The sequence below is a fragment of the Mycobacterium sp. THU-M104 genome (assembly GCF_049197365.1).
Lineage (GTDB): Bacteria > Actinomycetota > Actinomycetes > Mycobacteriales > Mycobacteriaceae > Mycobacterium.
This window is the reverse complement of the sequence record NZ_JBMIOP010000015.1, coordinates 12,409-34,572: the sequence shown is the minus strand read 5'-3', so window position 1 is coordinate 34,572 and position 22,164 is coordinate 12,409. Positions and strand designations below refer to the sequence as shown.

Sequence of the window (22,164 nt, the reverse complement as noted above, 5' to 3'; positions counted from 1 at the left end):
GTGCGTGGTTTATGTCTCGCGGAACTCCCGGGCGTACTACAGGCTGTAGTTTTCGGTGCCTTACGATCGGACACGTGCTGATGCGCCTGGTGGATCTACTCCCGCGTCCGAGCCTGCGCGCTCAGCGCGTCATCGCCGCGCTGGTGGTCCTCACCCAGGGCGGCATCGCCGTCACCGGCGCGATCGTCCGCGTCACCGCGTCCGGGCTCGGCTGCCCGACCTGGCCGCAGTGCTTTCCGGGCAGCTTCACGCCGGTGGCCCACGCCGCGGTTCCGCGCATCCACCAGGCGGTCGAGTTCGGCAACCGGCTGATCACGTTCGCGGTGGTCATCACCGCGGTGCTGGCCGTGCTGGCGGTGACGCGGGCCCGCCGGCGCCGCGAGGTCCTGGTGTATGCGTGGCTGATGCCGGTGTCGACCGTGGTGCAGGCGGTCATCGGCGGCATCACCGTGCGGACCGGACTGCTGTGGTGGACCGTGGCCGTCCACCTGCTGACCTCCATGACGATGGTGTGGCTGTCGGTGCTGCTCTACGCCAAGATCGGCGAGCCGGACGACGGGGTGCCGCGCCGGTGGGTGGCCCGGCCGCTACGCGCGCTCACCGCGCTGATCGGGGCGGATCTGGCGGCGGTGCTGGTCACCGGCACGCTGGTGACGGCCGCCGGCCCGCACGCGGGCGACCGCAGCCCCAGCCGCACGGTGCCGCGGCTGAAAGTCGAGATCGACACCCTGGTGCACGCGCACTCCTCGCTGCTGGTCGCCTACCTGGCGCTGCTGGCCGGCCTGGGCTTCGGCCTGCTGGCCGTCGGCGCGTCGCGGCCCATCCTGCTGCGCCTCGGCGTGCTGCTGGCGCTGGTGTGCGTGCAGGCGGGCGTCGGCACCGCGCAATACTTCACCGGGGTCCCCGCCGCCCTGGTCGCGGTGCACGTGGCGGGCGCCGCCGCGTGCACCGCGGCCACCGCGGCGCTGTGGGCGTCACTGCGGGAACGGGTGCTTGGACGGGCCGAGCCCGAGCCGGTCGCACGCTGACTCCACGGCCAGCGCGAACCCGCGCTCGGCGAGGTCGCGGGCGCCGGGCTCCAACCGCCGCCAGCCCAGCGACGGCTCCACCAGTTGTAGTTCCAGCAGGCACGGGTCGCGGTGGTCGCCGACGATGTGGGCGCGCGCGTAGAGCAGCTCGCGTTGCGCGTGGCCCGTCCGGGCGGCCGCGGCGGCCAGCGCGGCCGCGCCGACCGCCCAGACCTCCGGGTCCGGCTCGGCCCCAACCAGCGCGCGTCCCCGCAGCGTGAACGCGTGGGACAGCTCGCCGCCGAGAAAGACCAGCACCGACTCGGGCGACGCATCGCAGGCTTGCAGCAGCACGCTGCGACCCGCGCGGTGCAACTCCCCCGCATCCGCCAAGGCCGAGACGCGGTCGGCGCGGCGGCGGCTCCCGGTGCCCACGGCCGGGCCGACGAAAACGTGCCCGCTGCGCGGCAACCGGATACGTTCTCCCGGCGCGAAGAATTCCCCCGGCACCGTCGGCACGCCTGCCTGCGCCAAGTCGGCCAGATAGTGCCGGTCGGCGTTCCAGGCCACCACGGCAAGCGGGTTGAGCACGTTGGCCAGCCCGCCCATCCAGTCCAGAAAGGCGTCGAGCCGCTCGGCATAGTCGCTGGTGGCCCGCAGGATCACCAGGTCGGCTTGATTGGTTTCCGGGTCGTCCCAGGACAGCCAGCGTGCGTGCAGGCCGCGGTGGCGCAGCGCGGCAACAAGCCCCGCGTCGTCGCCGTCGCCGGTGACGTGCCGCGGGCAGCCCGCCAGCACGATACGCGGATGGAAGAGGTCCGGCCGGGCGAGCTTCATTGCCCGGCATGATAGGCCCATGCACGCAATAGAAGTGGCCCACACGGGCGGTCCCGAAGTCCTGCGCTACGTCGACACCCCGCGGCCCGCCCCGGGCCCCGGCCAGCTGCTGATCCGGACCGAGGCCATCGGGGTCAACTACATCGACACCTACTTCCGATCGGGGCTCTATCCGCGCGAGCTGCCGTTCATCGTCGGCTCCGAGGTGTGCGGCACCGTCGTGGAGACCGGCGCGAACACCCACGGTTTCGGTGCGGGCGACCGGGTGGTCACGGCGACGGCCTCCGGCGGGTACGCCGAGTTCGCCACCGCACCGGCCGCGTTGACCGCGAGGGTGCCCGACGGCGTGAGCCCCGAGGTCGCGGCGTCGGCGCTACTCAAGGGCGTGACGGCGCATTACCTGCTGAAATCGGTGTATCCCGTGGACACGGGCGACACGATTCTGGTGCACGCCGGCGCCGGTGGGGTGGGACTGATCTTGACGCAGTGGGCCCGCCTGCTGGGTGCCCGGGTGATCACCACGGTGTCGACGCCGGAGAAGGCGCGGATGTCGCGGGACGCCGGCGCGGCCGAGGTGCTGTCCTACCCCGACGACGCCGCCGCGTTCGGCCGTCAGATCCGCGCGCTGACCGGCGGCGCGGGGGTGGCGGCGGTCTACGACGGGGTGGGCGCCAGCACGTTCGACGCCAGCCTGGCCAGCCTGGCCGTGCGCGGCACCCTGGCGTTGTTCGGCGCCGCGAGCGGTCCCGTTCCGCCCGTCGACCCGCAGCGGCTCAACGCCGCCGGGTCGGTGTTCTTGACCCGGCCCGGGCTGGCGCACTTCGTCCGCACCGGCGACGAATTCGCCTGGCGGGCCTCGGAATTGTTCGACGCGATCGGTAGCGGCGACCTCACCATCGAGGTCGGCGGGCGATACCCGCTGGCCGAAGCCTCCCGTGCCCACGAGGATCTGCAGGGCCGCAGGACCGCGGGCTCGCTCGTGCTACTGCCGTAGCGGGCGAAGCCGCCGCGAGCGCCGGGCCAGCACTAGCGGCGTCGACCTGAAAAGGTCGGCGCGTCGATGCGCGGTCGGACGTTGCCGAGCCGCGACGATGGCCCTCAATACCCTTGTTGCGGAAGGGCCCTTGTTGCGGAAGGGCCCTTGTTGCGGAAGGGCCCTTGTTGCGGAAGGGATTGAGGCCATCGTGTTTGGCCCTGTGGGCGAACAGATCCACGGCCGAACCGGTGGCACGCCAGCGGCGCCGCCGCCCTGATCACGTCGGTGCCGACCGTCGTCTGGGTCATCGCGTACGGCCTTTCCCGCCGCGCTTCGACCCTCGGGCATACGGACCTGGCGCGCCAGCGTCCCTGTTCCCCCGGAACCGCGTCGTTGGACCTTGCACGAACCCACACGAAGACGTCGGACCAGAGAGCAGCCAGCGTTGCCGCCGAACCGTCGCCCTGCGGCGCCCGACCCGCGCATATCAGCCTGACGCCACCGTCGTGAGCAACGACCGCGCCCCCGACACCGGTTGAGCCGCGATCACCCGAAGCCGCCCGGGGCACAACCCGGGACCTGCTCTTTTCCCCGACCAACTCGACATTGCGGCGTCCATGTCCGCCGTTGTTGCCGGCCGTGCCAGCGAGGCCATTATCCACGAGTACAACAAACCGAGCCGGGAGCGCTGAGTGGCTCTCTCCGCCGCCGGTGCCCACCGCCAGGTTAGGAGGCGGCGCCGCCGTCGCCACCGGCGCCCCCGGTGCCGCCAACGGTGCTACCGGTGCCGCCGGCGCCACCAGTGGTGCCACTAGCCGCGCTGCCCGCGGTGCCGGGGCTGCCGACGGTGCCGGGGCTGCCGGAGCTGCCGGGGTTCTCCCCGGCGTTGCCGGTGCCGCCGGTGCCGCCGTCGCCGCCGGTGCCGCTTGTGCCCCCGGTGCCGCCCGCGGCACCGCTGCCCGCAGTGCCGGAGACGGAGGTGCCGCCATCGCCGCCGAGGCCGCCGGTGCCGCCGTCGCCGCCGGTGCCGCCAGTGCCGCCGGCGCCGCCGGCGACCCCGGCGGCCCCATCGGTGCCGCTGCCGCCCTGGCCGCCGGTGCCGCCAGTGCCGCCGAGGCCGCCGGCCGCGCCGTCACCGCCGTTGCCGGATGCCGTCCCGATGGCGTCGCCGCCGGCACCGCCGATGCCGCCAGTGCCGCCGGGGCCGCCGGTGCCACCGGCAGCGGCGCTGCCCGCCGTGCCAGCCGTGCCGGTATAGCCGGTGCCGCCGACGCCGGCCGCGCCGCCGTTGCCGCCGTTACCGGATACCGACCCGCCCTCGCCGCCGGCGCCACCGTCGCCACCGGCACCACCGGCACCGGCGCCGGTGCCCGCGTTACCGCCGTTGCCGGCCGCGCCGCCGTTGCCGCCGTTACCGAGGGCGCCGAGGGCGTCGCCGGCGGCACCACCGTTACCGCCGAGCCCGCCGGCACCGGCACCGGGACCGGTGACGTTGCCACCGACACCACCGGCACCACCGTCAGCGCCGTTGCCGGCGGTGGTAGCTGTGCCGGTGCCGTCGCCGCCGACGCCGCCGTTGCCACCGGCACCACCGGCGCCGATCCCGGCGGTGTCGCCGCCGGCACCGCCGTTGCCACCGAGCCCGCCGTTGCCGTCGGTGCCGGCGCCGCCCGCACCGCCGTTACCGCCCGCGCCGCCGGCACCGGACGCGTCGTCGACTCCGGCGGTGCCACCGGCGCCGCCGGTGCCACCGGCGCCGCCCGCACCGGCACCGCTGGTGACGTTGCCGCCGGCGCCGCCGTTGCCACCGACGCCGCCGGTGCCGCCGGTGCCCGCCGTGCCGGCCGCGCCGGGTCCGCTGCCGGCCGCGCCGGCGGTGCCCGCCGCGCCACCGTCGCCACCGGCGCCGCCGGCGCCGGCCGCGGCGTCAACGTTGTCGAAACCGGCGCCACCGACGCCACCGACACCGCCGTTGCCGGCGTTGCCGCCGTTGCCGTTTACGCCGGTGGAGCCACCGGCAGCACCGCCGGTGCCGCCGTCGCCGCCGACGCCGCCGCTATAGCCATTGCCGCCGGCGGCGCCCGCAGTGGTGCCCGCAGCGCCGGCCGCGCCCGTGCCGCCGATGCCGCCGGCCCCGCCGTTGCCCCCGTTGCCGTCGATTCCCGCGGCCGCGCCGGTGCCGACCGTGGCGGCCGCGCCGCCAGTGCCGCCGGTCCCGCCGTCGCCGCCGTTGCCGCCGTTGCCGCCGGCGGCGTCGACGCCGGTGGTCCCCTGGCTGCCAGTGCCGCCGGTCCCGCCGGCACCGCCGGCGCTGCTCGTGCCGGCGATGCCGGCGGCACTAAAGGCGTCACCACCCTGGGCGCCGTCGCCGCCGTTGCCGCCGAGCCCGCCGGTGCCGCCGGCCACGCCTACGCCGCCGTCCCCGCCGACCCCGGCGTTACCGGCGTTACCGCCGGTGCCGACGCCACCCGCAGTGCCGCCCCACAGCGCGGTGTTAGCGCCGCCCTCACCGCCGACCCCGCCGCCACCGGCGTTGCCGCCGTCACCGCCGACCCCGCCGTTACCGCTGTCCGTGCCGGCCGTGCCGGTCGCCCCCATTGCGCCGTCGCCACCGGCCCCGCCCACGCCGCCGGTGCCGCCGGCGCCGCCGTGGCCGTTCAACGAGAACAACTGCGTGTTGGCGCCGCCGAGCCCGCCGTTGCCGCCGAGCCCGCCGTTACCGCCGAGCCCGTCGTTCGTGCCGTTTACGCCGAGCGTCCCCGCTCCGCCGATACCGCCGGCGCCGCCCATGCCACCGTTACCGCCACCGATCAACCCGTTGGCCCCGCCGGCGCCACCGTTCCCGCCGACCCCGGCGGCCACGCCGGCCGCGCCGGCCGCGCCGGTGCCGCCGGCGCCGCCGCTACCGCCGGCACCCCACAAGCCCGCCGCGCCACCAGCGCCGCCGGACCCGCCGTTGGGATCCGCGGCCGTGCCGGCCGCGCCTGTCGCGCCGTTGCCGCCGTTGCCGATCAACCACCCGCCGACCCCGCCGTTGCCGCCCGGGGTGGTCGCGTTGGCGCCGTTGACGAACAGCGAACGCCCGGTGAGATCCCGCACCGGCGAGAAGATGCCGAACTGCTGCGCCGCATTGACCAACTCCGTGATCGGGTTGCCGCCCCCACCCACGCCCGCAACGTTGAGCACCTCTTGAGCCGCATACATACCGCCGCCCTTGCTCAGCGACTGCGCGAACTGCTCATGAAAAAGGTTCGCTTGCCCAATCAGCGACTGAAACTGTTGACCATGCGCGCCGAACAACGCCGCAATAGCCGTCGACACCTCATCCTGAGCCGCCACCAGCACCGATGTCGTCGATGGCGCCGCCGCCACGCTCGCCGCGCGGATCGACGACCCGATATTGGTCAGGTTCGCCGACGCGGTGACCAGTGCATCAGGAGTTGCGAACAAGGGGAAGACATTGTAATAACTCCTGTGGGTCGCGTGGGAAACTATAGGGATAAGATGTGACGCACGCTACGCTGCTTCCATCCGTTTGGCGACAGTCAGATTTCTACGCGCCGTAGCCCTATTCGGCCCACCTGGCCAGATCGGACCGTTCGGCGGCCTCCCGCAAGCGACCGCACTCGACCGGGCTGGAGTCAACGACCCACACATCGTCGGTAGAGGTCGGTAGAGACGTGCGCGCAACCAGGTGCGCAATCACCGCGCGCAGCATCCCGGCCGCCGCGCGGACCAGTTTGTTGTAGCCCGATGATGTGCACAGACAAGGAAACATCCCGCGCGGACCGCCGCGAGCGTAGCGCAGCCACCTGGCCTCGGCGCTGAACCCGAGCCGTGCGTGCAGCACCACCAGGGTGACCAGTTCGGCGTCGCCGAGACCACGGATGATCCCGCCCTTCGGACGCCATGGCCGATGCCGCGGATTGTCGACCGGGACATCATCGTGGCGACTGACGGTGCGGTGACGAGGGTGTCCCGGTCAGCGTCCACGAAGGCCCCCGGGCTCGAGTTGGTCATCCAACGCCGATCCGGAACACCCCCACCCGGAACGTCGCTCAGAACAACGTCGGCAGCGCGATGGCCGAGTCGACCGCCAGCGCGCAGAACACCACCGCCAGGTAGTTGTTGGACTGCAGGAACAGCCGCAACGGTTTGACGGGCTGGCCGGCGCGGACGCCGGCGTACAACTGGTGGGCCATCGCCAGGAACCACACCCCGGCGACCACGGCAACCGCCGCGTACAGCCACCCCGCCGCCGGCGCCAGCGCCAGCGTCGTCAGGACGGTCAACCAGGTGTAGATCACGATCTGCTTGGTGACCTCACGCTCGGTCGCCACAGCCGGCAGCATCGGCACGCCGGCGCGCTTGTAATCGTCCTTGTAGCGCATCGCCAGCGCCCACGTGTGCGGCGGCGTCCAGAAGAAGATGATGGCGAACATCACCAGCGCCGGCCAGCCGATGGTGCCGGTAACCGCCGACCACCCGATCATCACCGGCATGCAGCCCGCCGCGCCGCCCCACACGACGTTCTGCGGCGTTCGGCGCTTGAGCAACAATGTGTAGACGAAGACGTAGAACGCGATCGTGGCGACGGCCAGCAGCCCCGACAGCAGGTTGGTGGTCGACCACAGCCAGAAGAACGAGCCCACGCTGAGCACCAGCCCAAAAACCAGCGCGTTTCGCGTCGGCACCGCTGCCCGCGCCAGCGGCCGGCGCGCGGTCCGCTTCATCACCTTGTCGATGTCGGCGTCGGCCACACAGTTGAGCGTGTTGGCGCCCCCGGCAGCCAGCATCCCCCCGATCAGCGTGTTGAGGATCAGCAGCGGGTCCACGGAGCCGCGGTCGGCCAGCAGCATCGCGGGGATCGTGGTGACCAGCAGCAGTTCGATGACCCGAGGCTTGGTCAGCGCCAGGTAGGCCAGCACCGTCACCCTGGCCCGGGTGCGGAACGGGCTTGTGGCCGGGCCTTTCGCCGACGGGCCGCAGTCCGGCCCCGCCTGGGCGGATTCGGTCCTTCGGATGGGCGCGACGCGCCCGCGAACGCTCACGCAATAACTCCTCGGGGTTCTGGCGACGCGCAGCATCTACTACGCACGATGGTAGACCGCACTCCACCGGTGGCGAGCCCGGAGGGTCGGTTCACCCACATTTCCCCCTCGATTGCGGGACTGGTTGCACCGCGTGCGCGGCCGACGCGTAATTTTCACAACGCCCGGCCGCGGGTACCCAAAACCTTGCCCTGCAAGAGCCGCCTCTCCCGCACTAGGGTTGAGATTGATCAGCTCGATGACCCCAAGGACTGAGTCTGTGACCACACTCGAAGAGATCTCTGCGCTGACCCGACCACACCATCCCGACGACTGGGCCGAGATCGACTCGGTCGCCGTCGACACCGCGAGAGTGCTGGCCGCCGATGCGGTCCAGAAGGTCGGCAACGGCCACCCGGGGACGGCGATGAGTTTGGCGCCGTTGGCGTACACGCTGTTCCAGCGGGTGATGCGGCACGATCCCAGCGACACCACCTGGCTGGGCCGCGACCGGTTCGTCCTGTCGTGCGGCCACAGCAGCCTGACCCTCTACATCCAGCTGTATCTGGGCGGTTTCGGGCTGGAGCTCTCCGACATCGAGTCGCTGCGCACCTGGGGCTCCAAGACCCCCGGACACCCGGAGTTCCGGCACACCCGGGGCGTCGAAATCACCACCGGGCCGCTCGGCCAGGGGCTGGCCTCGGCGGTCGGGATGGCGATGGCGTCCCGCTACGAGCGCGGCCTGTTCGACCCCGGCGCCGAGCCGGGAACCAGCCCGTTCGACCACTTCATCTACGTGATCGCCTCCGACGGGGACATCGAGGAGGGCGTGACGTCGGAGGCGTCGTCGCTGGCGGCGGTGCAGCAGCTGGGCAACCTCATCGTGTTCTATGACCACAACGAGATCTCGATCGAGGACGACACCGACATCGCACTGTGCGAGGACACCGCTGCCCGCTACCGCGCCTACGGCTGGCACGTGCAGGAGGTGGAGGGCGGCGAGAATGTCGTCGACATCGAAGCGGCCATCGCCGAGGCGAAGGCCACCACCGACCGACCGTCGTTCATCTCGCTGCGTACCATCATCGGCTACCCCGCCCCCAACCTGATGAACACGGGCAAGGCGCATGGCGCGGCCCTCGGCGAGGCCGAGTTGGTGGCCGTCAAGGAAGCCCTCGGCTTCGACCCGGACAAGAAATTCGAGGTACGCGAGGACGTCATCACCCACACCCGGGGGCTGGTGGGCCGGGGCAAGCAGGCCCACGAACGCTGGCAGGCAGACTTCGAGGCCTGGGCGCAGCGCGAGCCGGAACGCAAGGCACTGCTGGACCGATTGCGCGCCGGGAAGTTGCCCGACGGCTGGGACGCCGACCTGCCGCATTGGGAACCCGGCTCCAAGGCACTGGCTACCCGAGCGGCGTCCGGCGAGGTGCTCTCGGCCGTGGGCCCCAAGCTGCCCGAGCTGTGGGGCGGTTCGGCCGACCTGGCCGGCAGCAACAACACCACCATGAAAGGTGCCACTTCGTTCGGCCCGCCGGCGATCTCGACCAAGGCGTACACCGCCGACTGGTACGGGCGCACCCTGCACTTCGGCATTCGCGAGCACGCGATGGGCGCCATCTTGTCCGGCATCGTGCTGCACGGCCCGACCCGCGCCTACGGCGGCACCTTCCTGCAATTCTCCGACTACATGCGCCCGGCGGTGCGGTTGGCGTCGCTGATGGACATCGACACGATCTACGTCTGGACGCACGACTCGATCGGGCTGGGTGAGGACGGGCCCACTCACCAGCCCATCGAGCACCTGGCGGCGCTGCGCGCGATCCCCAGGCTCTCGGTGGTGCGCCCGGCCGACGCCAACGAGACGGCCTACGCCTGGCGCACCATCCTGGCTCGCGGCAACGGCAGCGGACCGGTCGGCTTGATCCTGACCCGCCAGGGTGTGCCGGTGCTGCAGGGCACCAGCGCCGAGGGCGTCGCCCGGGGCGGTTACGTCCTGAGCGACGGCGCCGAGGACGGCGAGGAGCCCGACGTCGTGCTGATCGCCACCGGCTCGGAGGTCCAGCTCGCTGTCGCGGCCCAGACGTTGTTGGCCGACAAGGACATCGTCGCGCGAGTCGTGTCGATGCCGTGCGTGGAGTGGTTCGAGTCGCAACCCTCGGACTACCGCGACAGCGTGCTGCCGCCGTCGGTGTCGGCGCGGGTGGCCGTCGAGGCCGGCATCGCGCAATGCTGGCACAAGCTGGTCGGCGACACCGGCAGGATCGTGTCGATCGAACACTACGGCGAATCCGCCGACGACAAGACTTTGTTCCGTGAGTTCGGCTTCACCGCTGAGGCCGTCGCTGCCGCCGCGGAACAGGTAGTGGACAACTGAGAGAAGGCGATTCCCATGAGCACTCAGAACCCGAACCTTGCGGCGCTGTCCGCCGCGGGTGTCTCCGTCTGGCTCGATGACCTGTCACGGGAGCGACTGCAGTCCGGCAACCTGCAGGAGCTGATCGACACCCGCAGTGTCGTCGGCGTGACCACCAACCCGTCGATCTTCCAGAAGGCGCTGGCCGAGGGCCACGCGTATGACGGCCAGATCGCCGAGCTGGCCGAACGCGGCGCCGACGTGGACGCCACGATCCGCACCGTCACCACCGACGACGTGCGCACCGCCTGCGATGTGTTCACCCCGCTGTGGGAGGCCACCCAGGGCGTCGACGGCCGGGTGTCGATCGAGGTCGACCCGCGGCTGGCCAACGAGACCGACAAGACCATCGCGCAGGCCGTCGAGCTGTGGAAGATCGTCGACCGGCCGAACCTGCTCATCAAGATCCCCGCCACCAAGGCCGGCCTGCCGGCCATCACCGCCGCTCTGGCGGAAGGGATTTCGGTCAACGTCACGCTGATCTTCTCCGTGGAACGGCACCGCGAAGTCATGGATGCCTATCTGAGCGGGCTGGAGAAGGCCCGCGAAGCCGGCCACGACCTGTCCAGGATCCATTCCGTGGCATCGTTTTTCGTGTCCCGCGTGGACACCGAGATCGACAAGAGGCTGGACAAGATCGGCTCCGGGCAGGCGCTGGGATTGCGCGGCAAGGCCGGTGTCGCCAACGCGCGACTGGCCTACGCCGCCTACCAGGAGGTCTTCGAAGGGGGCGAGCGCTACGCGGCGCTGAAGTCCGCGGGCGCCCGTGTGCAGCGTCCGCTGTGGGCGTCCACCGGCGTCAAGAACCCCGCCTACCCCGACACCCTCTATGTCACCGAACTGGTCGCGCCCCACACGGTGAACACCATGCCGGAGCCGACCATCGACGCCGTCGCCGACCACGGGCAGGTCACCGGCGACACGGTCAGCGGCACAGCCGGCCCCGCCCAGCAGGTGTTCGACGATTTGACAAAGGTCGGCATCGACATGACCGACGTGTTCGTGGTCCTGGAAAACGAAGGGGTCGCGAAGTTCGTGGACTCCTGGAACCAGCTGCTCACCGAGACGCAGAACCAACTGGGTTCCGCCGCCAAATGAGTCGTGGCACCGAAGCCGCACAGTGGCGTAATCCGTTGCGGGACCCCGAAGACAAGCGGCTGCCCAGGATCGCCGGACCGTGCGCCATGGTGCTGTTCGGCGTCACCGGGGACCTGGCCCACAAGAAGGTGGTGCCGGCCATCTACGACCTGGCCAACCGCGGCCTGCTGCCCCCCACCTTCTCGCTGGTGGGGTTCGGCCGCCGCAACTGGGACCACGACGACTTCGCGCGGGTGATCCACGATTCGGTCAGGCAGAACTGCCGCACGCCGTTCCGCCAGTCCATATGGGAGCGGCTGGCCGACGGGTTGCGTTTCGTGCGAGGCGAATTCGACGACGCCGTCGCGTTCGGGCGCCTGGCCGTGACGCTGGAGAAGCTCGACGTCGAACGCGGCATCGGCAGCAACCACGCCTTCTACCTGGCGATCCCCCCCAAGTCCTTCCCCGTGGTCTGCGACCAGCTTTACCGCTCCGGGCTGGCCGACGCCCAGGAGGGCAGCTGGAGCCGGGTGGTCATCGAAAAGCCGTTCGGCCACGACCTGAACAGCGCGCGCGAACTCAACCACGTGGTCAACGCCGTCTTCCCGGAGGAGTCGGTGTTCCGCATCGACCACTACCTGGGCAAGGAGACGGTGCAGAACATCCTGGCGCTGCGGTTCGCCAACCAGCTGTGGGATCCGGTCTGGAACTCCCACTACGTCGACCACGTCCAGATCACCATGGCCGAGGACATCGGGCTGGGCGGGCGCGCCGGCTACTACGACGGCATCGGCGCCGCCCGCGACGTCATCCAGAACCACCTGATGCAGCTGCTGGCGCTGACCGCGATGGAAGAGCCGATCAGCTTCAGCCCCTCGGCGCTGCAGGCCGAGAAGATCAAGGTGCTCTCGGCGACCCAGCTCGCGCAGCCGCTGCACGAGACGAGCAGCCGCGGGCAGTACGCGGCCGGCTGGCAGGGCGGCGAGCAGGTGATCGGCCTGCTCGACGAGGAAGGCTTCTCTCAGGACTCCACCACCGAGACGTTCGCCGCGATCACCCTCGAGGTCGACACGCGTCGCTGGGCCGGTGTGCCGTTCTACCTGCGCACCGGAAAACGCTTGGGCCGCAGAGTGACCGAGATCGCATTGGTGTTCAAGCGCGCGCCGCACTTGCCGTTCGACGCGACCATGACCGACGAACTGGGCACCAACGCCATGGTGATCCGGGTCCAGCCCGACGAGGGGATCACCCTGCGGTTCGGGTCCAAGGTGCCGGGCAGCGCGATGGAAGTGCGCGACGTCAACATGGACTTCTCCTACGGCTCGGCGTTCGCCGAGGATTCGCCCGAGGCCTACGAGCGGCTGATCCTGGACGTGCTGCTCGGTGAGCCGTCCCTGTTCCCGGTGAACGACGAAGTCGAATTGGCCTGGCGCATACTGGATCCCGTGCTGGACTATTGGGCCACCCACGGCAAACCCGACCCGTACGAGGCGGGAACGTGGGGCCCGGAGTCGGCCTTCGAGATGCTCCGCAAGACCGGCCGCGAGTGGCGGCGGCCATGATTCGCGCCGGCGACGATGCAGAGCGCAGCGATGCTGAGGAGGGGCGCGCATGATCGTCGACCTGCCCGACACCAGCACCAACGCGGTCAACAAGAAACTCGACGAGCTGCGCGAGCAGGTCGGCGCCGTGACGATGGGCCGGGTCGGCACGCTGATCATCGCCTCGGAGAACGAGGCCCTGCTCGAGGAGTGCATCGACGCCGCGAACGACGCCAGCCACGAGCACCCGATGCGGATCCTGGTGGTCACAGCCGCAGAGGCCGATGCCTCCGAGGCGCGGCTGGACGCCCAGCTGCGGGTCGGCGGCGACTCCACCGCGGGCGAGACGGTGGTGCTGCGGCTGTCCGGACCACTGGCCGGCCACGCCGACAGCGTCGTCACCCCCTTTCTGCTGCCCGACATCCCGGTCGTGGTGTGGTGGCCCGACATCGCGCCGGCGGTGCCGGCCCGGGACCCGCTGGGCAAGTTGGCGATTCGGCGCATCACCGACGCCACCAACGGGCGGGACCCCCTGTCGGCGATCAAGAGCCGGCTGCCCGGCTACACCGCCGGCGACACCGACCTGGCCTGGGCGCGGATCACCTACTGGCGTGCGCTGCTCACCTCGACCCTCGACCAGCCGCCGTACGAACCGGTCGAGTCGGCCCTGGTTTCGGGTCTGCGAAACGAGCCCGCACTGGATGTCCTGGCGGGGTGGCTGGCCAGCCGGATCGAGGGGCCGGTGCACCGGGTGGTCGGCGACCTCAAGGTCGAGTTGCGGCGCCCGAACGGAACCATCACCCTGAGCCGTCCGCAGGAGGGAACGACGGCGACCCTGAGCCGGACCGGCCGCCCGGACGCTCTGGTTCCGTTGGCGCGCCGGGAAACCCGCGAGTGCCTCGCCGAGGACATGCGCCGGTTGGACCCCGATGAGATCTACCTCGCCGCGTTGCAGGGGATAGGCAGGGTGCAGTACGCATGAACACCGTCGTCGAGGTCTTCCCGCAGACCCAGGAGCTGATCGAGGCCGCGGCGCGGCGGCTGGTCGGCTCCGTCCAGGACGCCGTCACGGCCCGGGGGCGGGCGCTGGTCGTGCTGACCGGCGGCAGCAACGGCATCGGGCTGCTGCGGCGGCTCGGCCCCGAAGCGGACCGGATCGACTGGCCCAAGGTGCATCTGTTCTGGGGCGACGAACGCTACGTCCCCGCAAGCGACGACGAGCGCAACGACAGACAGGCGCGCGCGGCGCTGCTCGACCACATCGACATCCCGTGCAGCAACGTGCACGCGATGCCGGCCAGCGACGGGGAGTTCGGCAACGACATGGCCGCCGCCGCCCTGGCCTACGAGCAGGTGCTGGCGGCCAACGCCGAACCCGGGCAGGCGGTGCCCACCTTCGACGTCCACCTGCTGGGCATGGGCCCCGAGGGTCACGTCAACTCGCTGTTCCCGGACACCGCGGCGGTGCGGGAGATCACCCGCATGGTGATCCCGGTCGACAACTCCCCCAAGCCGCCACCGCAGCGAATCACGTTGACGCTGCCCGCGGTTCAACACTCCCGCGAGGTCTGGCTGATCGTCTCCGGCGAGGCCAAGGCCGACGCGGTCGCCGCCGCCATCGGCGGCGCCCCCGCTAACTCGGTCCCGGCCGCCGGCGCTGTCGGTCGCGAAACCACGCTGTGGCTGCTCGACGAAGCGGCGGCGTCGAAGCTCCACCGCTGACAGGGGGCTGTCGGCGTCGTCTTCTGTGGTTGCCACACCGAATCTGCTGCCGCCGGCCCGGCGAGCATCGGTTCGTCGATCGGCGCGGCGACAACGGCGCAAACCTAATGTATCACTCATGTATCACCTAAGTGATACATTAGGTTGATGAGCGAAACGGTCGGGATCCGCGAACTGCGCCACAACACTGCCGACATCATCAGCGCCGCGGCGGCCGGCCAGGCATTCCACGTCACCGTCCGAGGCAAAGACACCGGCGTGATCATCGCCAGGCAACCTCCTCCACCGCCCCCCGAACGACGTCGTGGCGTCACCCTGGCCCAGATCGAACAAGCGGCCCTTTACAACCGACAAACAACCGCCGGCTACCAGGCCGCCATGCTGGAAATGATCGAGCGCGGCCGCGACGACGCCGGGCGTGTGGGAGACCAGGACCGGTGAGAGTCCACCTCGATACCAACCTGCTGATCCAGACACCACACTGGGAACGCCTCCCACCCGGAGACCACGAATTCCTTGTATCGGCCCTCGCCTTCGCCGAATTCAGCGAAGGCACAGCACATCCCGACCCCACCATCGCCGCCGACGCCGGCATCGAACTCAGCCGGCACCAATCGACCTACGGAACCGGCCTACCGTTCACCCAACGCGAAGCCGACATCTACCGCGAACTGTGCACCCTTGTCGCCACCACCGGACGAACACCCGGCAGCAAGCGCCGCGTCGACCTGATGATCGCCGCTATCGCGATCGGCGACGGAGCAGCCCTGGCCACCCGCAATACCGCCGATTTCGAGGGCCTGCAACCACTACTCGACATCATCACACTCTGAGCCCGCCGCTGCCGGTCAGGGTATTGCCGGTAGTGATTCATCCGCGCCCAACCTGACCACCACTGCCCGCGGTTACGGTCACACACCCGCTTCACCGGAGGACACCAGATCCTCGGCGACGGGCGCTACCCGCTGTTGCGCAGCGCGCTGGCCAGCCCGTTCATCGTCAGCAGGATGCCGCGCTGCACCAGCTCGTCGTCGTCGCCGCAACGGTAGCGGCGCAGCAACTCCACCTGCAGGTGGTTCAGCGGTTCCAGATACGGGAAGCGGTTGAACACCGAGCGCGCCAGCGCCGGGTTGTCAGCCAGCAGGTCGTCGTGGCCCGTGATGAGCTTGTGCATGGCGACGGTTCGCTCGTGCTCGGCGACGATCTTGTCGAACACCCGGTGCCGCAACGACTCGTCGGCCACCAACTCCGCGTAGCGGGCCGCCAGGCCCAGGTCACTCTTGGCCAGCACCTGCGCCATGTTCGACAGCACGCTGCGGAAGAACGGCCACCGGCGGTACAGGTCATGCAGCACGCGCACCCGCTGGTCCGCAGGCTCTGGTCCCGCCGAGATCCACTGCTCGAACGCAGTCCCGGTGCCGTACCAACCGGGCAGCATCACCCGCGACTGGCTCCACGCCAGCACCCACGGGATGGCGCGCAGGTCGGCGATCGAGGAGGTCGGTTTGCGGGACGTCGGGCGGCTGCCGATGTTCAGCGAACCGATCTCGCTGACCGGGGTGGAGGCCATGAAGTACTCCACGAAACCCGGTGTGTCGTGGACCAGTTCGGCGTAAGCGCGCCGCGCCAGCGCGGCCACCTCGTCGAGCAGCGCGTACGCCGGCTCCGCCGCGTCACCGAGGCCCTCGACGTCGAGCAGCGTCGACTCCAGCGTCGCCGCCACCAGGCTCTCCAGGTTGCGCCGCGCCGTCGGCGGCTCGGCGTATTTGGCGGCGATGACCTCCCCCTGCTCGGTGAGCCGCAGCGCACCGTTCACCGCGCCGGGCGGCTGCGCCAGGATGGCCTGGTAGCTCGGCCCGCCGCCGCGACCGACGGTGCCGCCGCGACCATGGAAGAGCCGCAACCGGATTCCGGCCTGGCGGGCCACCTCCACCAGCGCGAGCTCGGCGCGGTAGACCGCCCAGTTGGCGGCCAGATACCCGCCGTCCTTGTTGGAGTCGGAGTAGCCCAGCATCACCTCCTGGCAGTCGCCGCGCGCGGCCACCAGTGCCCGGTAGAGAGGGAGCTCGAGCATGGCGTGCAGGGTCGCCGCCCCGTTGTGCAGGTCGTCGATCGTCTCGAACAGCGGCGAGATCGCCACCGGGCAGTACGGTTGCGGCCCGGAGGCGCCCAGCAGGCCGGCCTCCTTGAGCAGGATCGCGGCCTCCAGCACGTCGGACACCGACCGGCACATCGAGATGACGTAGTTGGGCACCGCGGCGGGTCCGTAGGTGCGGATCGCGTGGGCGGCGGCCGCGACGACGCCCAGCTCGCTGCGGGCCAGATCGGACAGTTGCGCGCGCTCACCGACCAGCGGCCGGCGGGTGGCGAGCTCGCCGGCCAGCAGCGCGACGCGCTGCTCTTCGGGCAGCGAGCCGTAGTCGGGGTGCACCCCCGCCCAGGCCAGCAGCTCGGCGACCACTTCTTCGTGCACGTCGGAATTCTGCCGCAGGTCCAGCCCGCACAGATGAAACCCGAAGACGTGCACGCCTTCTCGTAGCAGCGCCAAGCGGTCGTCGGCCAGCAGCGCGCTGCCGTGCGACCGTAGCGAGGCGTCGACGGTGTCCAGGTCGGCCCGCAACTCGGCCGGTGTGCCGTAGGGCGCCAGGCCGAGATCGAGCTCATGTTGCGGGCGCCGGTCCAGGATGTGCGCCGCGGTCGCGGTGAGCCGCCCGCGGATCACCCGCAGCGCCCGCCGGTACGGCTCGTCGGCGCGGGCGGGTTCCCGGCAGCCGTCGGCGAGCGCGGCGAGCGCGTCGGTGACGCGAACCAGCCGCGCCGACATCGACAGCTCCTGTTCCAGGTGGGTCAGCTCGGACAGGTAGTGGGCCAGCGCGGTGAACGCGGCGCTGCCGGTGGCCAGCCGCACGACGTCGGCGGTCACGTTCGGATTGCCGTCGCGGTCGCCGCCGATCCAGGAACCGGGTTGCAGCAGGGGCCCCGACAGCAGGTCGGTGCCGGGCCAGCGGGCGCGCAGCGCGTCGCGGACTTCGGCGTTGACCTGCGGGATCACCTCGAACAACGCCGCCGGGTAGTACCGCAGCCCCACCTCGATCTCATCGGAGATCTTCAGCCGCGACAACCGGATGAGAGCGGTCTGCCACAGCGTGAGGATGTGCCGGCGCAGTTCGCGTTCGATGCTGCGTCCGTCGGCGGTGTGGGTGCGCCCGTCGGCGTGCAGCCGCATCAGCTCGGTGATGCGGTGCTGGGTGACGAACACGGTGCGACGGCGCGTCTCGGTCGGATGGGCGGTGATCACCGGGGAGACCAGCGCGCCGCGCAGCGCGTCGGACACGGTGGCCGAATCCAGCTCGGCGGCATCGAGTTTCGCATACGTCGCGGCCAGGCTGCTGCCCTGCGGCGGCTCCCCGGCAGCCACGTGCACCGCGCGCCGGCGCTCGCGGTGGATGTCTTCGGCGACGTTGGCCAGCAGCGCGAAATGGCTGAACGCCCGGATGACCGGGATCGCCTGGTGGATGTCGAGCCCACAGAACATGCGCGACATGTCCGCCCGGCCGATCTCCGAGCGCCGCACCCGGAACGACTCCACCCGGGCGCGCTCCACGAGGTCGAACACGTCGTCGCCGTTCTGCTCGCGCACGGTGTCGCCGAGGATGGCGCCGAGCAGGCGGATGTCGGCGCGCATCGGCTCGGTCGCCTCGCGGCCGACCCGGGTCCGTTGCACGGCGCCGATCGGTGCCAGTGCGGTGTCAGAAACCTCGACCATGGGTCCCAGTATCGGTGAGGACGACCGGGACCGCCTGCCGAGAGGTCAGCGATACTTGATCAGCAGGGCCATGCCGACGATGCACACCAGCCAGATGCCGACGACGAACATCGTCAAGCGGTCGAGGTTCTTCTCCACCACCGTCGACCCGGACAGACTGGACTGCACACCCCCGCCGAACAGCGTCGACAGGCCGCCGCCCTTGGCGCGGTGCAGCAGGACCAGCAACACCACCAGGATGCTGCTGACGACCAGAGTGATCTGCAGGCCCAGTTGCATGCACGGTAGCTTACCGGGCCGCGACCGGGGGTTTGCGCACCCCTACGGCAGCGGCCCGCCGGCGGCGATCGCCGCCAGCGTCGCGAACTGCTCCCCGTCCAGCGACGCCCCACCGACCAGGCCGCCGTCGATGTCGTCCCGGGCGACGAGTTCGCCGACGTTCTTGGCGTTCACCGAGCCGCCGTAGAGGACCCGGACGCCTGCGGCGATCTGCGGCGACGCCAGGGAGCCCAGCTCCGCGCGGATCGCGGCGCACACTTCCTGTGCGTCGGCGGCGCTGGCCACCCGACCGGTGCCGATCGCCCACACCGGCTCGTAGGCGATGACGACCCTGCCGATCTGCTCGGCCGACAGCCCGGCCAGCGAGCCGCGCAGCTGCTCGACATTGTGCGCGACGTGGTTTCCCGCCTCGCGGACCTCGAGGTGCTCGCCGATGCACACGATCGGGGTCAGCTCGTTCTTGAGCGCCGCGGCGGTCTTGGCAGCCACCAGCGCGTCGTCCTCGTGGTGGTAGGTGCGCCGCTCGGAATGCCCGACGACGACGAAGGTGCAGCCCAGCTTGGCCAGGAAGGCGCCGCTCACCTCGCCGGTGTAGGCGCCCGCGTCGTGCGGGGACAGGTCCTGGGCCCCGTAGGTCAGCCGCAGCTTGTCGCCGTCGACCAGGGTCTGCACGCTGCGCAGGTCGGTGAACGGCGGGATGACCGTGACGTCGACCTTGTCGTAGTACTTGTCCGGCAGCGCGAACGCGATCTTTTGCACCAGCGCGATGGCCTCGAAGTGGTTGAGGTTCATCTTCCAGTTGCCCGCGATCAGTGGCTTGCGGCTCATGCTTCTGCTGCTCCCTCGTTTTCGCCGGGCTGGGGCCTGCCCAGCACCTCGATGCCCGGCAACGTCTTGCCCTCCAGGTATTCCAGCGAGGCGCCGCCGCCGGTGGAGATGTGCGAGAAGTCATCCTCCGGGATGCCCAGGGCGCGCACCGCGGCCGCGGAGTCGCCGCCACCGACGACGCTGAACGCACCCTTGGCGGTCGCCGCCGCGATCGCCTCGGCGACGCCCCTGGTGCCCGCGGCGAACGCCGGGAACTCGAACACGCCCATCGGGCCGTTCCAGAACACGGTGCTGGCGTTGGACAGCAACGTCGCGAACCGTTTGACCGAGCCCGGCCCGATGTCCAGCCCCATCGCGTCGTCTCCGATGGCGTCGGCGGCAACGGTCCGCGGGGTTGCCTCGGCGCCGAATTTCTCGCCCACCACGATGTCCACCGGCAGCCGCAGCACGTCGACGTAGGTCTCCAGCAGCCGGCGACAAGTGTCCACCATGTCGGTCTCCAGCAAGGATTTTCCTACCGAAAATCCTTGTGCAGCAAGGAAAGTGAAACACATGCCGCCGCCGATGACGATGCTGTCGGCCTTGGTGGCCAGCGATTCGATGACACCGAGCTTGTCGGACACCTTGGAACCGCCGAGCACCACCGCGTAGGGCCGGGCGGTGGACGTGGTCAACTGCTCCAGCACCCGGATCTCCTCGGCAACCAGCGTGCCGGCGTAGTGCGGCAGCAAGGCGGCCACGTCGTACACCGACGCCTGCTTGCGGTGCACCACCCCGAAGCCGTCGGAGACGAAAGCCCCTGTCGGCCCGACCAGTTCGGCGAGCGCCCGGGCCAGCGCGAGGCGCTCGCCGTCGTCTTTGCTGGTTTCGCGCGGGTCGAAGCGGACGTTCTCCAGCAGCAGGACGTCGCCGTCGGTGAGGCCTTCGGCGCGGGCCAGCGCGTCGGCACCGACGACTCGGGAGTGATCGCAGCTGGCCAATTGCACGTGCCGACCCAGCTGCTCCCCCAGCGCCGCGGCGACCGGCGCCAGCGACAGCTTCGGGTCCGGACCGCCCTTGGGCCGGCCCAGATGCGCGGTGACCACCACCTTGGCGCCCGCCTCGACCAGCGCCTGCAGCGTCGGCACCGAAGCGGTGATGCGGCCGGCGTCGGTGATCTTGCCGTCATCGAGCGGCACATTCAGATCCGAGCGTACCAGCACGCCACGACCCGAAACTCCTTCGGCAAGAAGGTCTTTCAGAGTATGGACGGTCACGGGTCTACAGCGACCTGCCGACCAGGGCGATCAGGTCGATGAGGCGGTTGGAGTAGCCCCACTCGTTGTCGTACCACGACACCACCTTGGCCTGGTTGTCGATCACCTTGGTCAACCCGGAGTCGAAGATCGAGCTGTGCGGGTCGGTGACGATGTCGCTGGAGACGATGGGCGCGTCGTAGTACTTCAGGATGCCCTTGAGCCTGCCGTCTGCGGCGGCTTTGAACGCCGCGTTGATTTCCTCGGCGCCGGCCGCCTTGGACAGCTCGGCGGTCAGGTCGGTCACCGAGCCCGTCGGGACCGGCACCCGCAGCGCGTAGCCGTCCAGCTTGCCCTTCAGTTCGGGCATCACCAGGCCGATCGCCTTGGCCGCGCCGGTGGACGTCGGCACGATATTCAGCGCGGCGGCGCGGGCCCGGCGCAGGTCCTTGTGCGGCCCGTCCTGCAGGTTCTGGTCCTGGGTGTAGGCGTGGATCGTGGTCATCAGGCCCCGGACGATGCCGAACTCGTCGTTGAGCACCTTGGCCAGCGGCGCCAGGCAGTTCGTGGTGCACGAGGCCATGGAGATGATGTTCTGGCTGCCGTCGTACTTGTCGTCGTTGACGCCGAGCACGATCGTGATGTCGGGGTCGGTGGCGGGTGCGGAGATGATGACCTTCTTCGCGCCGGCGTCCAGGTGCCCCTTCGCCTTGGCCGCGTTGGTGAACAGACCGGTGGATTCGACGACGACGTCGACGCCGAGATCGCTCCACGGCAGCGCGGCCGGGCCCTCCCGGACCTCGAGCGCCTTGATCCTGCGGTCGCCCACGACGATGGTGCCCTCGCCCTCGAGGCCGACCTCGTAGGGCAGCCGACCCAGGATCGAGTCGAACTTGAGCAGGTGCGCCAGCGTGTGGTTGTCGGTGATGTCGTTGACGGCGACCACTTCCATGTCCGCCCCCGAACTGGCCGGACCCTGCGCCTGCTGCGCCAGCAAAGCCCGGTAGAAGTTGCGCCCGATTCGACCGAAGCCGTTGATGCCTACTCGGACCGTCACAATTCTCTCCCTGTCTGCCTATGTCCGTTGATGAGCGCTGTGCGGTCAGCCTAGAACAGCCACCGCGCCGCCGCGCCGCCGGTAGAAGTGCCCGAGCGCCGCAGCGGTCGGCCGCGACGCGGGCACAGCGCCCCTCGCGGCCCGAAAAACACCGCGTGATCCTTTCCGAATTTGCCTCAGCAGGGACAACGACGCAGCCTCATACCAGTTTTCACAAGGCCCGCGATAAACGAATGACGACCTTTCTGCATCGGTTTTATACACGTCGTCATCGGCTACCGGAAAATCGTGGACGATCGGGCCAGGATTCGCCCGCGACGGGTCGGAGTTGACTCGGCCGCGGGGACCGCCCGGTACCGCCCACCGGCTCGCACCACTCTTTTTCGCTGCGTC

17 protein-coding genes and 1 pseudogene are annotated in these 22,164 nt (G+C 70.4%); 9 read left to right on the top strand and 9 right to left on the bottom strand.

From position 1 onward, the window contains the following. The first annotated feature begins 80 nt into the window (after window positions 1-80). Window positions 81-1,028, top strand: coding sequence for a COX15/CtaA family protein (locus tag ACOJVU_RS01230; RefSeq protein WP_421528103.1), 948 nt, complete (start codon window positions 81-83; stop codon window positions 1,026-1,028). Here ACOJVU_RS01230 and ACOJVU_RS01225 read toward each other — a convergent pair. Continuing rightward, on the bottom strand, window positions 975-1,844 hold the full coding sequence (locus tag ACOJVU_RS01225) for a hypothetical protein (RefSeq protein WP_421528100.1): 870 nt from the start codon (window positions 1,842-1,844) through the stop codon (window positions 975-977). The genes ACOJVU_RS01230 and ACOJVU_RS01225 overlap by 54 nt on opposite strands. Window positions 1,845-1,863: 19 nt before the next feature. Here ACOJVU_RS01225 and ACOJVU_RS01220 point away from each other — a divergent pair, with 19 nt between their 5' ends. Continuing rightward, a complete protein-coding gene (locus tag ACOJVU_RS01220) occupies window positions 1,864-2,838 on the top strand; it encodes a quinone oxidoreductase family protein (RefSeq protein WP_421528099.1) in 975 nt (324 codons plus the stop codon). Between the two features lie 708 nt (window positions 2,839-3,546). Here the strand turns inward: ACOJVU_RS01220 and ACOJVU_RS01215 are convergent. The 3 genes and pseudogenes from ACOJVU_RS01215 to ACOJVU_RS01205 form a co-directional block, all read right to left on the bottom strand. Continuing rightward, the gene (locus ACOJVU_RS01215) at window positions 3,547-6,270 is read right to left on the bottom strand and encodes a PE family protein (RefSeq protein ID WP_421528098.1); all 2,724 of its coding nucleotides are present in this window, start codon (window positions 6,268-6,270) and stop codon (window positions 3,547-3,549) included. A gap of 121 nt (window positions 6,271-6,391) precedes the next feature. Next, window positions 6,392-6,813 (bottom strand): annotated as a pseudogene (locus ACOJVU_RS01210) (IS982 family transposase); the annotation flags it as partial. A gap of 65 nt (window positions 6,814-6,878) precedes the next feature. Then, window positions 6,879-7,871, bottom strand: a complete 993-nt coding sequence (locus tag ACOJVU_RS01205; protein WP_421528097.1) for a heme o synthase — start codon at window positions 7,869-7,871, stop codon at window positions 6,879-6,881. A 259-nt stretch (window positions 7,872-8,130) separates the two neighbouring features. Between ACOJVU_RS01205 and tkt the strand changes: the two genes are divergently transcribed. The 7 genes from tkt (at window position 8,131) to ACOJVU_RS01170 (ending at window position 15,439) form a co-directional block, all read left to right on the top strand. Next, window positions 8,131-10,227 (top strand): transketolase, encoded by a 2,097-nt coding sequence (gene tkt / locus ACOJVU_RS01200; RefSeq protein WP_421528096.1) that lies wholly within the window; start codon window positions 8,131-8,133, stop codon window positions 10,225-10,227. 15 nt (window positions 10,228-10,242) lie between these two features. Further along, the gene (gene tal / locus ACOJVU_RS01195) at window positions 10,243-11,364 is read left to right on the top strand and encodes a transaldolase (RefSeq protein WP_421528095.1); all 1,122 of its coding nucleotides are present in this window, start codon (window positions 10,243-10,245) and stop codon (window positions 11,362-11,364) included. After that, entirely contained in the window at window positions 11,361-12,905 is a 1,545-nt protein-coding gene (zwf, locus tag ACOJVU_RS01190; RefSeq protein ID WP_421528094.1) for a glucose-6-phosphate dehydrogenase, read from the top strand. Before tal ends, zwf begins: the two co-directional genes overlap by 4 nt. A gap of 49 nt (window positions 12,906-12,954) precedes the next feature. After that, window positions 12,955-13,866, top strand: coding sequence for a glucose-6-phosphate dehydrogenase assembly protein OpcA (gene opcA, locus ACOJVU_RS01185; protein WP_421528093.1), 912 nt, complete (start codon window positions 12,955-12,957; stop codon window positions 13,864-13,866). After that, complete coding sequence (pgl, locus tag ACOJVU_RS01180; RefSeq protein WP_421528092.1) at window positions 13,863-14,606, top strand: 6-phosphogluconolactonase; 744 nt, start codon at window positions 13,863-13,865, stop codon at window positions 14,604-14,606. Before opcA ends, pgl begins: the two co-directional genes overlap by 4 nt. A 147-nt stretch (window positions 14,607-14,753) precedes the next feature. Continuing rightward, window positions 14,754-15,047, top strand: a complete 294-nt coding sequence (locus ACOJVU_RS01175; RefSeq protein WP_421528091.1) for a hypothetical protein — start codon at window positions 14,754-14,756, stop codon at window positions 15,045-15,047. Next, complete coding sequence (locus ACOJVU_RS01170) at window positions 15,044-15,439, top strand: hypothetical protein (protein WP_421528090.1); 396 nt, start codon at window positions 15,044-15,046, stop codon at window positions 15,437-15,439. The genes ACOJVU_RS01175 and ACOJVU_RS01170 overlap by 4 nt, the downstream gene beginning before the upstream one ends. A gap of 125 nt (window positions 15,440-15,564) precedes the next feature. Here ACOJVU_RS01170 and ppc read toward each other — a convergent pair whose 3' ends face one another. The 5 genes from ppc to gap are packed head-to-tail and all read right to left on the bottom strand — an operon-like array spanning window position 15,565 to window position 21,771. Next, window positions 15,565-18,372 (bottom strand): phosphoenolpyruvate carboxylase, encoded by a 2,808-nt coding sequence (gene ppc, locus ACOJVU_RS01165; protein ID WP_421528089.1) that lies wholly within the window; start codon window positions 18,370-18,372, stop codon window positions 15,565-15,567. Window positions 18,373-18,417: 45 nt separating this feature from the next. Continuing rightward, window positions 18,418-18,651, bottom strand: a complete 234-nt coding sequence (gene secG, locus ACOJVU_RS01160; RefSeq protein ID WP_421528088.1) for a preprotein translocase subunit SecG — start codon at window positions 18,649-18,651, stop codon at window positions 18,418-18,420. Window positions 18,652-18,693: 42 nt separating this feature from the next. Continuing rightward, entirely contained in the window at window positions 18,694-19,479 is a 786-nt protein-coding gene (gene tpiA / locus ACOJVU_RS01155; protein ID WP_421528087.1) for a triose-phosphate isomerase, read from the bottom strand. Beyond that, a complete protein-coding gene (locus tag ACOJVU_RS01150) occupies window positions 19,476-20,735 on the bottom strand; it encodes a phosphoglycerate kinase (protein ID WP_421528086.1) in 1,260 nt (419 codons plus the stop codon). The genes tpiA and ACOJVU_RS01150 overlap by 4 nt, the downstream gene beginning before the upstream one ends. Window positions 20,736-20,739: 4 nt before the next feature. Beyond that, a complete protein-coding gene (gene gap, locus ACOJVU_RS01145) occupies window positions 20,740-21,771 on the bottom strand; it encodes a type I glyceraldehyde-3-phosphate dehydrogenase (RefSeq protein ID WP_421528085.1) in 1,032 nt (343 codons plus the stop codon). Window positions 21,772-22,164: the final 393 nt, after the last annotated feature.

Excerpts from the sequence above, each read along its gene's own strand:
- tal (WP_421528095.1), top strand. The coding sequence starts at position 10,243 with ATGAGCACTCAGAACCCGAACCTTGCGGCGCTGTCCGCCGCGGGTGTC.
- zwf (WP_421528094.1), top strand. The coding sequence starts at position 11,361 with ATGAGTCGTGGCACCGAAGCCGCACAGTGGCGTAATCCGTTGCGGGAC.
- opcA (WP_421528093.1), top strand. The coding sequence starts at position 12,955 with ATGATCGTCGACCTGCCCGACACCAGCACCAACGCGGTCAACAAGAAA.
- pgl (WP_421528092.1), top strand. The coding sequence starts at position 13,863 with ATGAACACCGTCGTCGAGGTCTTCCCGCAGACCCAGGAGCTGATCGAG.
- ACOJVU_RS01220 (WP_421528099.1), top strand. The coding sequence starts at position 1,864 with ATGCACGCAATAGAAGTGGCCCACACGGGCGGTCCCGAAGTCCTGCGC.
- tpiA (WP_421528087.1), bottom strand. The coding sequence starts at position 19,479 with ATGAGCCGCAAGCCACTGATCGCGGGCAACTGGAAGATGAACCTCAAC.
- secG (WP_421528088.1), bottom strand. The coding sequence starts at position 18,651 with ATGCAACTGGGCCTGCAGATCACTCTGGTCGTCAGCAGCATCCTGGTG.
- ACOJVU_RS01175 (WP_421528091.1), top strand. The coding sequence starts at position 14,754 with ATGAGCGAAACGGTCGGGATCCGCGAACTGCGCCACAACACTGCCGAC.
- ACOJVU_RS01230 (WP_421528103.1), top strand. The coding sequence starts at position 81 with ATGCGCCTGGTGGATCTACTCCCGCGTCCGAGCCTGCGCGCTCAGCGC.
- ppc (WP_421528089.1), bottom strand. The coding sequence starts at position 18,372 with ATGGTCGAGGTTTCTGACACCGCACTGGCACCGATCGGCGCCGTGCAA.
- ACOJVU_RS01225 (WP_421528100.1), bottom strand. The coding sequence starts at position 1,844 with ATGAAGCTCGCCCGGCCGGACCTCTTCCATCCGCGTATCGTGCTGGCG.